Origin of the sequence: Streptomyces coffeae (assembly GCF_016741875.1) — a bacterium.
Lineage (GTDB): Bacteria > Actinomycetota > Actinomycetes > Streptomycetales > Streptomycetaceae > Streptomyces > Streptomyces coffeae.
In genome coordinates this window covers 42244-55508 of the sequence record NZ_JAERRF010000019.1, presented here as the reverse complement: position 1 = coordinate 55508, position 13265 = coordinate 42244, and the positions used below count along the sequence as shown (strand labels likewise).

Here is a 13265-nt window from a genome sequence, read left to right as displayed (position 1 = left end):
CCGCCGATGCCATCCACACGCCGACCCGCGCTGGCCGTGGCCGCCGTCACCGCCGTGCTGGCGCTCACCGCCACCGCGTGCGGCTCGTCGGACGACACGACCGAGTCCAAGGCGCCCGCGTCATCGGGCCAGCAGGGCACGGGTGACATCAAGCTGCCCGACGACCTCAACGACAGGCTGAAGAACCTCGGCGTCGATCTCGACGAGTGGAAGAACGGCGCCTGGAACAAGTGGAACAAGGACGACTGGCTGCGCGAGGCCGGTGACTTCATCAACCCGATCATCAAGGGTCTGTGGAAGCCGGATCGGATGCGGGACGCGCAGGAGCCCGACAAGCCGGTCGACGACGGCGACATCGCGGACGACCAGGGTGTGACCGACCCCGATCCGAAGCCGGTCACGGCCAAGGAGGTCGCCCGCCCGTACAGCGCCAAGGTCCCCTACGCGGGCAAGGTCTTCTTCGACAGCCCCGAAGGATCGATGGTCTGCTCCGCGACGGTGGTCAAGGACCCCGCGCACCCCGGGAAGTCCAACATGGTGTGGACCGCGGGCCACTGCGTCCACGCGGGCAAGGGCGGCGGCTGGTACAAGAACCTGATGTTCGTCCCCTCCTACAACGACGCCGGTAAGTCGGCGGCCGACCTGAAGAACGCCACCAAGGAGGAGCTCGCGCCCAAGGGCGTCTGGTGGGCCGACTGGGCGCAGACGTCCTCGCAGTGGATCGACAACGGGGCGGCGGTCGGCGGCAAGGGCGCTCCTTACGACTTCGCCGTGATCCATGTGAAGCCGGAGAACAGCGGTGGCAAGTCGCTGGAGGAGACGGTCGGGGGCGCGCTGCCGGTCGACTTCAACGCCCCGGCGGTGAAGTCCATCAACGACATCACGGCCACCGGTTACCCGGCCGCCCCGCCGTTCGACGGCCAGAAGATGAACCAGTGCGCGGACAAGCCGGGACGGCTGTCGCTGGACGCCAAGCAGCCGACCATGTACCGCATCGGCTGCACCATGACCGCCGGTTCGTCCGGCGGCGGCTGGGTCGCCAAGGGCTCCGACGGCAAGCCCGCGCTGGTGTCCAACACCTCCATAGGCCCGTCCAACGCGACCTGGCTGGCCGGTCCGCACCTCGGCCCCGAGGCCAAGGGCGTCTACAACGCGGTGAGCAAGAAGTTCGCCAACCAGTGAGCTGTCAGATGAGCCAGTAGGTGCGCGGTGGGCCCGTCCCGCCGCGCACCCGCACAGATTGCCGCAGCCGCACATCGGTGCGCCGGAGCATCCACACAGACGAGGGCCCGCCCCCGGGAGATCCGGGGGCGGGCCCTCGTCGTAGCAGATGCCGCGCCGTCATCGGCACGGGCCGCGCAGCGGGAGGCCGAAGGCTACCGCGATGCCGCCGCCGGTGCGTACCGCTTCAGCTCGGCCGCCAGCTCTTGGTGTACTCGCGCCTTGAGCAGCGTGCCCTCCGGGGTGTGCTCCTCGGAGATCACTTCACCGTCGGCGTGGGTACGCGAGACCAGCTTGCCCTCGGTGTAGGGCACCAGGGCCTCGATCTCGACCTGCGGCCGCGGCAGCTCCTCGTCGATCACGGCGAGCAGCTCGTCGATGCCACGCCCGGTACGGGCCGACACCGCCATCGCGCGCCGCTCCAGGCGCAGCAGCCGCTGGAGGACCAGCGGGTCGGCCATATCCGCCTTGTTGATCACCACGATCTCGGGCACCTCGACGGCGCCCACATCGCGGATCACCTCGCGCACGGCGGCCAGCTGCTCCTCCGGTGCCGGATGCGAGCCGTCCACCACATGCAGGATCAGATCGGCGTCGCCGACCTCCTCCATGGTGGAGCGGAACGCCTCCACGAGGTGGTGCGGCAGATGGCGCACAAACCCGACGGTGTCCGCCAGGGTGTAGAACCGCCCGCTGGGAGTCTCGGCCCGCCGCACGGTCGGGTCCAGGGTGGCGAACAGCGCGTTCTCCACCAGGACGCCCGCACCGGTGAGCCGGTTGAGCAGCGAGGACTTGCCCGCGTTGGTGTATCCGGCGATGGCGACCGAGGGGACCTTGTTCCGCCGGCGCTCCTGCCGCTTGATGTCGCGGCCGGTCTTCATCTCGGCGATCTCGCGGCGCATCTTCGCCATCTTCTCGCGGATGCGGCGGCGGTCCGTCTCGATCTTGGTCTCACCGGGACCACGGGTGGCCATACCGCCGCCCGAGGAGCCGGAGCCACCACCACCCATTTGCCGGGACAGCGACTGACCCCAGCCGCGCAGCCGCGGCAGCATGTACTGCATCTGCGCGAGCGAGACCTGCGCCTTGCCCTCCCGGGACTTGGCGTGCTGGGCGAAGATGTCGAGGATCAGGGCGGTGCGGTCGACCACCTTGACCTTGACGACGTCCTCGAGGTGGATCAGCTGGCCGGGGCTCAGCTCACCGTCGCAGACGACGGTGTCCGCGCCCGACTCGATCACGATGTCACGCAGCTCCTCAGCCTTGCCGGAGCCGATGTAGGTGGCCGGATCCGGCTTGTTACGGCGCTGGGTGACCCCGTCGAGCACCAGGGCGCCCGCGGTCTCCGCGAGGGCGGCCAGCTCGGCCAGGGAGTTCTCGGCGTCCTGGATCGTGCCGGACGTCCAGACGCCGACCAGCACCACGCGCTCCAGGCGCAGCTGCCGGTACTCGACCTCGGTGACGTCCTCGAGCTCGGTGGAGAGTCCCACCACGCGCCGCAGCGCGGCACGGTCGGAGCGGTCGTACTGGTCGCCGTCACGCTCCTCGTCGATCGCGTGACTCCAGGCGACGTCCTCTTCCATCAGGGCGTCGGCCCGAAGGCTCTCGGCGGGGCGCTGCCGGTCCTGCGGAAGGGAAGAGGAGTGGGTCAAAGGAATCCTTACGTCGTGGGACATGTCTCTACCGACAACGCGTGACGGGCCCGCGGGATTCCCGCGGCCGACCGCGACGCCGACCCCTCGATGGTCCCACGCGGCGCCCGGGCCGTCACTCGGGTTTCACGGGCGGATGCGGGGGGTGGCGCCCCGTGGACAACCAACCGGGCTTCGCCCCCGCGCGGGCTCCGCCTCCGGCGCCCGCCCGCGTACCCGGCTCCGTCCGCACCTTCCGCCCGGCCTTCGCGTCCGTCCCCGCCTCCTCCTTCGGCGCGGACTTCCAGGTGGGATGGCCGGGCATCGGCGGCGTCTTCGCGCCGTACAGCCACGGGTTCAGGAACCCAGCAAGATCACGGCCCGCCACCTCCGAGGCGAGACGGACGAAGTCCGTGGTGGAGGCGACGCCATCGCGGTGACGGAGCACCCACTGCCGCTCCAGCCGTTCGAACGCCTCCCGCCCGATGTGCTGCCGCAGCGCGTACAGGACCAGGGCGCTGCCGTCGTACACGATCGGGCGGAAGATACCGATCTGCTGGCCGGGTTCGGCGGGCTTGGGCGCGGCGGGCGGCCCTCCGGCGGCGCGCCAGCCGTCGGACTGCCGGTACGCCTCGCGCATCCGCCGCTCCAGGCTCGCCTTGCCCCGTTCGTCCGCGTAGAGCGCCTCGTACCAGGTGGCATGACCTTCGTTGAGCCACAGGTCCGACCAGCGACGCGGGGCGACGCTGTCGCCGAACCACTGGTGCGCCAGCTCATGCACCATGATCGACTCGAGATACCAGCGGGGCAGGCCCTGGCCGGTGAACAGACTGCGCTCGAAGAGGGAGAGCGTCTGTGTCTCCAGCTCGAAGCCGGTACTGGCGCCCGCGATCAGCAGACCGTAGGTCTCGAAGGGATACGGCCCGGTCTTCTTCTCCATCCAGGCCAGCTGGCCGGGAGTGCGCGACAGCCAGGGCTCCAGCCGCTTCCGGTCCGCGGCGGGCACAACATCACGCACCGGCAGCCCGTGCGGCCCGGTACGGCGCGATACGGCGGAACGCCCGATGGAGACCTGGGCCAGCTCGGTGGCCATGGGGTGAGCGAGGCGGTACGCCCAGGTGGTCCGTGCCGCTTTGCGCACCCGCTCCAGCGGCAGGCCGCCCGCCACGACTGTGAGGTCACGGGGAGCGGTGATCCGGAAGGTGAAGCGGGCCTTGTCGGACGGATGGTCATTGCAGGGGAAGACCCGATGGGCGGCATCGGCCTGGTTGGCCATGGCGAGCCCGTCGCGAGTGCGGACCCAGCCGCCGTTCGCCGCGTCGCGCGGATCGCTGGTGTGCCGGACGGTGATCTCGAAGGTGTCGCCTGTCGTGATCCGCGAGGGCGGCGTGATCACCAGGTCCTCGTCGGCGGCGGTGAACCGCGCGGGTGCGCCGTTGACTCGTACGGAGCGCACGCTGCCCTCCGCGAAGTCGAGATTGATGGTGCGCAGCGGGGCGGTGGCGCGGGCGGCGATCGTGGTAACGGTGCCCAGTGGCCGGTCGGCACGCCGGTAGTCGAAGGCGATGTCGTACGCGGAGACGTCGTACCCGGGGTTGCCCAGGTTCGGGTACAGCGGGTCGCCGATACCCAGAGCCCGCGGCCCCTTGGACGTTCCCGGGGCCGACGCCGAGATCCGGCCCGCGGCGGAGGACGGGCCGACCGCGGTCAGGGCGGCCGCCATGGAGACGGCCGCGAGGGCGGCCCTGTGACGCCCGGTACGCGGCGGGGGCCAGGGGCGAGGCCCCGGGGAATGGCTCATGCCCTACGGCTATCAGCGCCCCGGTGCGGGCGCAGTCCGGCCAGGCCCGGATCCACCCGAAGGAGTTGCGGAAAGTCACGGAGCCCGGTCCGGCCCGCGAAACGGGGTCAGGGCGGCGAAGGCGCGGGCTCGGAACGGTTCAGCAGTGGGAGCGCGGATTCAGGAGCACGGTTTCACGAACGTGCGTCCGCCATGCTCCTGCTCTCCCGCGTCACGTCGTAGACCCCGGGGACATTGCGCATCGCCCGCATCAGCGCCGGCAGTCGGCCCGCGTCGGGCAGTTGGAGCGTGTAGGTGTGCCGGACCCGCTGCTCGCGCGGAGGCTCGACGGCGGCGGCGACCACCTCGGTGCCCTCGGCGGCGATCGCCTCGGTGAGATCGGCGAGCAGATGCGGCCGGCTGAACGCCTCGGCGAAGAGGGTGACGCGGTAGTCGCCGCTCCTGTCGCTGTCGCCCTCGTCCGCCCAGTGCACCCCGACCGCCTTGCGCCCGGCCGCGATCATCCGCCCCGCACCGGAGCACCCCTCACGGTGGACGGTGACGGCACCGCCGCGCACCGCGAAGCCGGTAACCGCGTCCGGCGGCACCGGGGTGCAGCAGCGGGCGAGCCGCACGGTGGCGCCGGGCAGATCGACGACAATGCCCGCCTCGCCGCGTCCCGCGCCGCCCGCCGGGGCGACCACCCGGGCCGCCGGGGACGCCGTGTCCTGGTCGCCTTCGGTCTGCGCTTCCCCGCCCCGGTCCCGGGGCTGCTGGGGCTGCTGCTCGGGGTGGGCCGGATGGGCGGCCAGCCAGCGGTTGATGGCGATACGCGCGGCCGGGGTGCGGGCATGGTCCAGCCACTTCGGCGACGGCCCGTGGGAGGCCGCGTCCTGGGCGTCGGGGGCCATCAGCAGCTGGAGCGTGTCACCGTCGCGCAGCACCGTACTGAGCGTCGCGATCCGGCCGTTGACCCGGGCGCCGATACAGGCGTGGGCGTCCTCGCCGTACTGGGCGTACGCCGCGTCCACACAGCTGGCCCCGGCGGGCAGGCCGAGCGTGCCTCCGTCGGACCGGAAGACGGTGATCTCCCGGTCCTGGGCGAGGTCGTCGCGGAGCGAGGTCCAGAAGATGTCCGGATCGGGGGTGGCGCTCTGCCATTCGAGCAGCCGGGACAGCCAGCCGGGGCGGGTGGGGTCGGCCCGCTCGCCCTCGGTGGGGTCGGCCCGCTCGCCCTCGGGTGCGTCGGCGGTCTCACTGGGGGCATAGGGGTTGCCGAGGGCGATCACCCCGGCCTCCGCCACCCGGTGCATCTGGTGGGTGCGGATGAGGATTTCGGCCACATCGCCGCCGCGCCCGGCCACGGCCGTGTGCAGCGACTGGTACAGGTTGAACTTGGGGACCGCGATGAAGTCCTTGAACTCCGAGATGACCGGGGTGAAACAGGTGTGCAGCTCGCCGAGGACCGCGTAGCAGTCCGCGTCCTCGGCGACGAGTACCAGCAGCCGCCCGAGGTCGGCGCCGGTCAGCTCGCCGCGTTTGCGCCCGACCCGGTGGACCGAGACGAAGTGCCGTGGCCGGACAAGGACTTCGGCGGCGATGCCCGCCTCGTGCAGCACGCCCCGTACGTCCTCGGCGGCGCGGGCCAGTGGGTCGGGGCTGTTGGCGTGGGCCTGGAGCAGTTCGCGGGTGCGGGTGTACTCCTCGGGGTGGAGGATGGCGAAAACCAGGTCCTCCAGCTCGGTTTTGAGCGCCTGGACGCCGAGCCGTTCGGCGAGGGGGATCAGCACATCGCGGGTGACCTTCGCGATGCGCGCCTGTTTCTCGGGGCGCATCACGCCGAGGGTGCGCATGTTGTGCAGCCGGTCGGCGAGTTTGATGGACATCACCCGGACGTCGTTGCCGGTGGCGACGAGCATCTTGCGGAAGGTCTCGGGCTCGGCCGCCGCCCCGTAGTCGACCTTCTCCAACTTGGTGACGCCGTCGACGAGATAGCGCACCTCCTTGCCGAACTGCTCACCCACCTGATCGAGGGTCACCTCGGTGTCCTCGACCGTGTCGTGGAGGAGAGACGCCGTCAAGGTCGTGGTCTCGGCGCCCAGTTCGGCCAGGATCAGCGTGACGGCCAGCGGATGTGTGATGTACGGCTCACCGCTTTTGCGCATCTGGCCGCGGTGGGAGGACTCGGCGAGGACATACGCCTGTCGCAGAACGTCCAGATCCGCGCCGGGGTGATAGGCGCGATGGACCTTGGCCACATGCTCGATCGCGTCCGGCAGACGGCCGCGAGCCGTCGGCCCCAGCAGGGCCGCCCGGCTGAACCTGCGGAGATTGCGCAGGTCGATGCGGGGGAGGCCGCGCCTGCGGCCGAGAGCGGCGTGGTCGGTGGCCTCTGCGCTCATGGGCACCTCCGGCGGCGTCGAGCGTCAACCGGCGTGGGCACTCCCCCGGGGCCGGTGCTTGATGCTATCGAGCCCACCACGCACGGCCGACCGGCTCTCGCCCAGAGTGAAACGGATCACCCATTCGAGGGAGGTGTCAGCCGAGGGCCGTGTCCAGCCAGGCGGCGTCGAACTCCCCCTCGGCCACGATCACGGCAGGGCCGGTCATCTCCACCGTACCGTCCGGCCGCTCGCTGATCACAAGGCGGCCTCCGGGTACGTCCACGGTGTAGCTGACGGGGCGTCCGGTGACCGCCGGATCGGCCCCGTCGCGCCGCGCGGCGGCCACCATCACGGCGCAGGCGCCGGTACCGCAGGAACGAGTCTCGCCGGAGCCGCGCTCATGCACCCGCATCGCGACATGGCGGGGGCCGCGGTCCACGACGAACTCCACGTTGGTGCCGTGCGGATACGCCGCTGCGGGGCGCACGCCGGGGGCGGTGAACAGGTTCCCGGCGTGGCCGAGGTCGTCGACGAACGCGACGGCGTGCGGATTGCCCATGTTCACATGGTGGGCGGGCCAGTTGCGCTCGCCGACCGAGACGGTGATGCCACCTTCGGGGCCGGGCTCGGGCAGCAGGGCCTTGCCCATCTCGACGGTGATCGCGCCCTCGCCGCCCACCGCGGCCCCGTCCGTGCCGTCGGCGGCCTTGGCGATGTGGATCCGGCGCACCCCGGCCCGGGTCGCGATGGTGAGGTCGCCCTCCTCGGCGAGCCCGGCCCGCTGGAGGTAGCGGGCGAAGACACGCACGCCGTTGCCACACATCTCGGCGATGCTGCCGTCGCTGTTGCGGTAGTCCATGAACCACTCGGCCCGGTCGGCCATCGCCCGCGCCTCGGGGTGCGCCGAGGACCGCACGACGCGGATCAGCCCGTCGCCGCCGACACCGGCGCGGCGGTCGCAGATCCGGGCGACGGCGGCCGCGGACAGGTCGAGGTGCCCGTCCAGGTCGGGGACGATGACAAAGTCGTTCTCGGTGCCGTGCCCCTTGAGGAAGGGCAGCCGGGGCCTGGTGCTCATTCCTCGATCCTACGGTGCGCCCCGCACGGCGTCGTCCGGTGCCCGGCGGGCCGCCACGGAACGGTCAACCGCGCAGAACTGCCAGGCCCACGGAACGACCGGGCGCGCAGAATGGCCAGGCCCGCAGGACGGGCGGGCGCCGTCGGGTAACGATCAGCGCGGACGGGATCCGCAAGGGGCGGGACCATGCCGCGGCGGGCCTAGCGGAGCCGTGCCACCCGCCAGAAGGTGAGCGCCGCGAGCAGCGCCACGATCCCGATGTAGAGCAGGACGAAGCGCCAGTCGGGGCGGCGGCCGGAGCCCCGGGGCGGCAGTCCGGGCCAGGTGTAGCCCACCCGGCGGGCCGCCATCAGCCCCCACCCCGCGGCGCAGCCGCTGAGCAGCAGACCGAGCATGGCCACCACCGCCCCGCCGTCGCCGAACTCGAAGGCGAGCGGGAAGGCGAACATGAGCGAGCCGAGGATGGCCAGGCCGACGATGGGCGCGATCTGCCAGACCCGCAGCCTGCGCGGCGGGCGCAGCTCGCTGAAGGACTCCTCGGAGACCGGCTCACCGGGGTCGTCGAGGGCCGGTGCGCCAGGCTCATGGAGGGGCCCATCACCGTCGGGACCGTCCGTGGTCAGTGGCTCCGGGTCGCCGTGCGGCGATTGCTGCGATGCGTCGCGAGGGCCGGCCTCCATCGCCACACGCCCTCCCAACTCCAGACACCACGGTCACGATCGGAGCTTGATGATGGCATGCCCGCGGGGGGCCGAATGACGAGCGGAGCGTCCCGATGCCATCACGTGATCAGGCTGTGACCGCCCGTTCAACCAACGCGAGGGCGTTCGCCAGAAGTCCCACGCGCCGCTCGGCGGCACCGCTGAGCCAGTGCACCCGCGGATCACGGCGGAACCAGGAGTCCTGACGACGGGCGAACCGCTTGGTGGCACGCACCGTCTCGGCCCGCGCCTCGTCCTCGGTGCACTCCCCCGCGAGGGCGGCCAGCACCTGCTGGTAGCCGAGCGCCCGGGAGGCGGTACGGCCCGACCGCAGCCCGATGCCCTCCAGCCGGCGGACCTCCTCCACCAGCCCGGCCTCCCACATCCGGTCCACCCGCAGCGCGATCCGCTCGTCCAGCTCGGGCCGCTCGACGTCGACACCGATCTGGAGGGTGTCGTAGACGGCCTCGTGGCCCGGCAGATTGGCAGTGAAGGGGCGGCCGGTGATCTCGATGACCTCCAGCGCCCGCACCACCCGGCGGCCGTTGCTCGGCAGGATCGCCCGCGCCGCCTCGGGGTCGGCGGCCGCGAGCCGGGTGTGCAGGGCCCCCGGGCCGTGCTCGGCCAGCTCGGCCTCGAGCCGGGCCCGGACGGCGGGGTCGGTGCCCGGGAAGTCGAGCGCGTCGATGGCGCCACGGACGTACAGGCCGGAGCCGCCGACCAGGATGGGGGTGCGGCCCTCGGCGAGCAGCCGGTCCATCTCCGCGCGGGCCAGCCGCTGGTACTCGGCGACGCTGGCCGCCTGGGTGACGTCCCAGATGTCCAGGAGCCGGTGCGGCACGCCCTGCCGCTCGTCCTCCGTCAGCTTGGCGGTGCCGATGTCCATGCCCCGGTAGAGCTGCATGGAATCGGCATTGACGACCTCGCCGTCGAGATGGCGGGCGAGGGCGACGCCCAGATCGGACTTTCCGGCCGCGGTGGGGCCGACGACGGCGATGACTCGCGGCGGGTGGCCTGCTGTATTCACCGCACCAGTCTCCCAAACCCCCGTGGGGTTCCTCGAACGAGCGACGTGACGGGATACCGCCGGGTTCGTTGCCTGTTGCGAGATTCCTAGGACCGGATCGGGGAAACCGGTCTCCGCGGGTGGCGCAATGGGACGCTCCGAGCGGCACGGGATTTCGCCCACACGAGTAGGGTATGGAGTAGATATGGGCGTGTTTTCCAGGTTTCGTCGTGCGTCGAAGGAGGCGGGGCGTTCGTCCGAGGAGTCGCCGGCCGAGAAGGCCACGGCGGCCGACCCCGTGACGGCGGAGCCTGCGTCCGGGACCGTCGCCGCCCAGGACACGGCGGAGGCGGTGCGGAGCGAGGAGGAGACCGTGGCGAGCGAAGGTGCCGGGATCCCCAAGCAGCTGTCGGTCGAGGAGTCGGCCGACAGCGACGCTGGTGAGAGCGCCCGCACCTAGCCATTCGACGAGGGAAGGTGGCCCATGGGCCTGATGGACAATCTCAAGGCCAAGGCCGGTCTCATGAAGGGCAAGGCCGGCACCTTCGCCCAGCAGCACGAGGCGAAGATCGAGCGAGGGCTGGACAAGGCCGCCAAGACGGTCGACTCCAAGACCAAGGGCAAGTACACCGGCAAGATCGAATCTGGCACGGGCAAGGCGAAGGGTGCCCTCAACCGCCTCTCCCACATGGACGAGCACAAGGAAAAGGGCAGAGGCGACGACCAGGGCGGGGGCAAGGCCCCCGGCGGCGAAGAAACCTGATCCCCGCCCGTCCGGTCCCCGTCGGTGCGCGGCCGCGGAGCACCCCGCCCCGCGGCCGTGCCCGCGCGGTCTCGCGCGCGCCGCGGCCCCCGCCCCAGGGCCAGTCCTAGGACCAGCTGGCCACGAAATACCCCACGCCGTACGGCGCCTCGTCATACCGCAACTCCCCCTTCAGCACCGCCCCCTCACCCGCCCCCGCGAGCACCTGGAGCGGCGCACGACCAGCTGCCTTGAGCTCCCGCGCCAACTCCTCGTCCAGTGCGGCGAGGGCCGCCGTGTCGGCCGACTCCAGCGCCCGCGCCACCGCGGCGTCGAACGCCGCGGCCCGCTCGTCGAGATAGCCCGGGGCCTTCAGCGTCCGGCACGCGCTGCCGTCGGCCATCACCAGCAGCGCGACCCGGCCCGGCCCCGCTGCGAGCTCCCTTCCGACTTCTTTACACCGCTCGGCGGCGAGAGGTTCCCCCACACCCAGTCCCTCGACCGGCGCGGTACCGCCCCACCCCGCGTGCTCCAGCAGCCAGGCGCCGACCGCGAGGGACGGCGGCAGCAGCCGCTTCCCGGCGGAGGCCGGGCCCGCCCCGTCCGGGGCGGGGGCGGATCCCCCCACCTCCGCGGCCGGGCCGCCCAGCCGCACCTGGAGATCCACACCGAAGCCGCGGAAGGATCCGCCCGCCCCCTGCGGATGGGTCCCCCGGTCGGCCGGGTCGGCGGGACCGACCACGATCAGCCGCTCCGGCCGTGCCGCCGCGACCACCCCGATGGCGTCGGCGCACGCCGAGCGCAGCGGGTCCAGCTCGGGAGCGGCCCCGGCGGCGACCTCGGGCACCAGGAGCGGCGGGCACGGGCAGACGGCGGCGGCGATCAGCATGATCGGCAGCCTATCCGGCGGGTTCGGGCCGGGGTGCCGGGTCCCACAGCAGCTCGGCGACCCGGAACCGGTAGCAGTAGTTGCCGGCCATGGCTTCCAGGACCATCAGGAGGACGTCCCCGTCCCGGTAGACCAGCTTGCGGTGCGGATGCACCGGATGGCGCGGCTGGTAGTGCAGCGCGCGCACGCAGCGCCTCCAGGGCCTCCTCGCGGGTGCCCCGGACATGCCCCAGCGCGGTGATCGAGTGGTGCGGCCTTGTCGGCCCCGTCGGTCCGTACCCGTCGCACCGGTCCCGTCAGCCCACGTCAGCCGCGTCAGTCGCAGCCGCAGCCCGCGGCCGGTGCGGGCGCGGGTGCCGGGGCGCCGACGGTCGGCAGCCCGAGCATGACACCCGCGGACTTCTTCTGTTCCGCGGCGTTCCGCCGCTCCCAGGCGTCGCCCGCGCGGGTGCGCCGCACACCGCGGGCCGGGCCCTCGGCGAGCAGATGGTGCGGTGCGGCGTAGGTGATGTCGACCGTGACGACATCACCGGGGCGCACCGGCTCCTCGGGCCGGGCGAAGTGGACCAGACGGTTGTCGGGGGCGCGGCCGGACAGCCGCCGGGTGGCGTCGTCCTTACGGCCCTCGCCCTCCGCGACCAGCACCTCCAGCGTCCGGCCGACCTGCTTCTTGTTCTCCTCCCAGGAGATCTCCTCCTGGAGGGCGACCAGCCGCTCGTAGCGCTCCTGGACGACGGCCTTGGGCACCTGTCCGTCCATCTCGGCGGCCGGGGTCCCGGGCCGCTTGGAGTACTGGAAGGTGAACGCCTGCGCGAACCGCGCCTCGCGCACCACGTGCAGCGTCTGCTCGAAGTCCTCGTCCGTCTCCCCGGGGAAGCCGACGATGATGTCGGTCGAGATGGCGGCGTGCGGCAGCGCGGCGCGCACCTTCTCGATGATGCCGAGGTAGCGCTCCTGCCGGTAGGAGCGGCGCATCGCCTTCAGCACGGTGTCCGAGCCGGACTGGAGCGGCATGTGCAGCTGGGGCATCACGTTCTCCGTCACCGCCATGGCGGTGATGACGTCGTCCGTGAAGTCCCGGGGGTGCGGGGAGGTGAACCGGACCCGTTCCAGGCCCTCGACCTTGCCGCAGGCCCGCAGCAGCTTGCTGAACGCCTCGCGGTCGCCGATGTCCGACCCGTACGCGTTCACGTTCTGGCCGAGCAGGGTGATCTCGGTGACGCCCTCGGCGACCAGCGCCTCGACCTCGGCGAGGATGTCGCCGGGGCGGCGGTCCTTCTCCTTGCCGCGCAGCGCCGGGACGATGCAGAAGGTGCAGGTGTTGTTGCAGCCGACGGAGATGGAGACCCACGCGGCGTAGGCGGACTCCCGCCGCGTCGGCAGCGTGGAGGGGAATGCCTCCAGCGACTCGGCGATCTCGACCTGCGCCTCCTCCTGGACACGGGCGCGCTCCAGAAGGACCGGCAGGCTGCCGATGTTGTGCGTACCGAAGACGACGTCCACCCAGGGCGCCTTCTTCACGATGGTGTCGCGGTCCTTCTGGGCCAGACACCCGCCGACGGCGATCTGCATACCCGGCCGTCGCGCCTTGATCGGCGCCAGTCGGCCCAGGTTGCCGTAGAGCCGGTTGTCGGCGTTCTCCCGCACCGCACAGGTGTTGAAGACGACGATGTCGGCCTCGCCCTCACCGGTGCCCTCGGGCGCGCGTACATAGCCCGCGCCTTCCAGGAGGCCGGAGAGCCGCTCGGAGTCGTGGACGTTCATCTGGCACCCGTAGGTGCGCACCTCGTAAGTCTTCGCACTCATCTCAATCGACCAGGGTACGGGGTCACC

Annotated in this window: 12 protein-coding genes; 3 read left to right on the top strand and 9 right to left on the bottom strand. The window is 71.9% G+C overall.

All coding sequences use genetic code 11. The annotated features are described in order from the left end of the window. The first annotated feature begins 6 nt into the window (after positions 1 to 6). Positions 7 to 1182 carry a trypsin-like serine peptidase gene (locus JK363_RS27860; protein ID WP_201878421.1) on the top strand — a complete coding sequence of 392 codons (1176 nt, stop codon included), beginning with the start codon at positions 7 to 9 and terminating at the stop codon, positions 1180 to 1182. Positions 1183 to 1376: 194 nt separating this feature from the next. On the opposite strand, the gene hflX is transcribed toward JK363_RS27860, so the two are convergent. From hflX to miaA, 6 genes are all read right to left on the bottom strand, one after another. Further along, a complete protein-coding gene (gene hflX, locus JK363_RS27855; protein ID WP_201878419.1) occupies positions 1377 to 2873 on the bottom strand; it encodes a GTPase HflX in 1497 nt (498 codons plus the stop codon). Positions 2874 to 2988: 115 nt separating this feature from the next. Next, on the bottom strand, positions 2989 to 4653 hold the full coding sequence (locus tag JK363_RS27850) for a M1 family metallopeptidase (RefSeq protein ID WP_201878411.1): 1665 nt from the start codon (positions 4651 to 4653) through the stop codon (positions 2989 to 2991). 173 nt (positions 4654 to 4826) lie between these two features. Beyond that, the gene (locus JK363_RS27845; RefSeq protein ID WP_201878409.1) at positions 4827 to 7034 is read right to left on the bottom strand and encodes a RelA/SpoT family protein; all 2208 of its coding nucleotides are present in this window, start codon (positions 7032 to 7034) and stop codon (positions 4827 to 4829) included. A 136-nt stretch (positions 7035 to 7170) separates the two neighbouring features. Continuing rightward, positions 7171 to 8094, bottom strand: coding sequence for a diaminopimelate epimerase (gene dapF, locus JK363_RS27840; protein WP_201878407.1), 924 nt, complete (start codon positions 8092 to 8094; stop codon positions 7171 to 7173). A 200-nt stretch (positions 8095 to 8294) separates the two neighbouring features. Next, positions 8295 to 8774, bottom strand: a complete 480-nt coding sequence (locus tag JK363_RS27835; protein ID WP_201878663.1) for a hypothetical protein — start codon at positions 8772 to 8774, stop codon at positions 8295 to 8297. Positions 8775 to 8883: 109 nt separating this feature from the next. After that, positions 8884 to 9822: a tRNA (adenosine(37)-N6)-dimethylallyltransferase MiaA gene (gene miaA / locus JK363_RS27830; protein WP_201878403.1), complete on the bottom strand. Its 939-nt coding sequence runs from the start codon at positions 9820 to 9822 to the stop codon at positions 8884 to 8886. Positions 9823 to 10006: 184 nt separating this feature from the next. Here miaA and JK363_RS27825 point away from each other — a divergent pair, with 184 nt between their 5' ends. After that, positions 10007 to 10261: a hypothetical protein gene (locus JK363_RS27825; protein ID WP_201878401.1), complete on the top strand. Its 255-nt coding sequence runs from the start codon at positions 10007 to 10009 to the stop codon at positions 10259 to 10261. Positions 10262 to 10285: 24 nt separating this feature from the next. Continuing rightward, positions 10286 to 10564: an antitoxin gene (locus JK363_RS27820; protein ID WP_201878400.1), complete on the top strand. Its 279-nt coding sequence runs from the start codon at positions 10286 to 10288 to the stop codon at positions 10562 to 10564. 106 nt (positions 10565 to 10670) lie between these two features. On the opposite strand, the gene JK363_RS27815 is transcribed toward JK363_RS27820, so the two are convergent. The 3 genes from JK363_RS27815 to miaB all read right to left on the bottom strand — a co-directional run bounded on the left by JK363_RS27815 (position 10671) and on the right by miaB (position 13238). Then, the gene (locus JK363_RS27815; protein WP_201878394.1) at positions 10671 to 11432 is read right to left on the bottom strand and encodes a class III extradiol dioxygenase subunit B-like domain-containing protein; all 762 of its coding nucleotides are present in this window, start codon (positions 11430 to 11432) and stop codon (positions 10671 to 10673) included. A gap of 10 nt (positions 11433 to 11442) precedes the next feature. Next, positions 11443 to 11619, bottom strand: coding sequence for a hypothetical protein (locus JK363_RS27810; RefSeq protein ID WP_201878392.1), 177 nt, complete (start codon positions 11617 to 11619; stop codon positions 11443 to 11445). A 128-nt stretch (positions 11620 to 11747) separates the two neighbouring features. Then, positions 11748 to 13238 (bottom strand): tRNA (N6-isopentenyl adenosine(37)-C2)-methylthiotransferase MiaB, encoded by a 1491-nt coding sequence (gene miaB / locus JK363_RS27805; RefSeq protein WP_201878390.1) that lies wholly within the window; start codon positions 13236 to 13238, stop codon positions 11748 to 11750. Between the last annotated feature and the right edge of the window lie 27 nt (positions 13239 to 13265).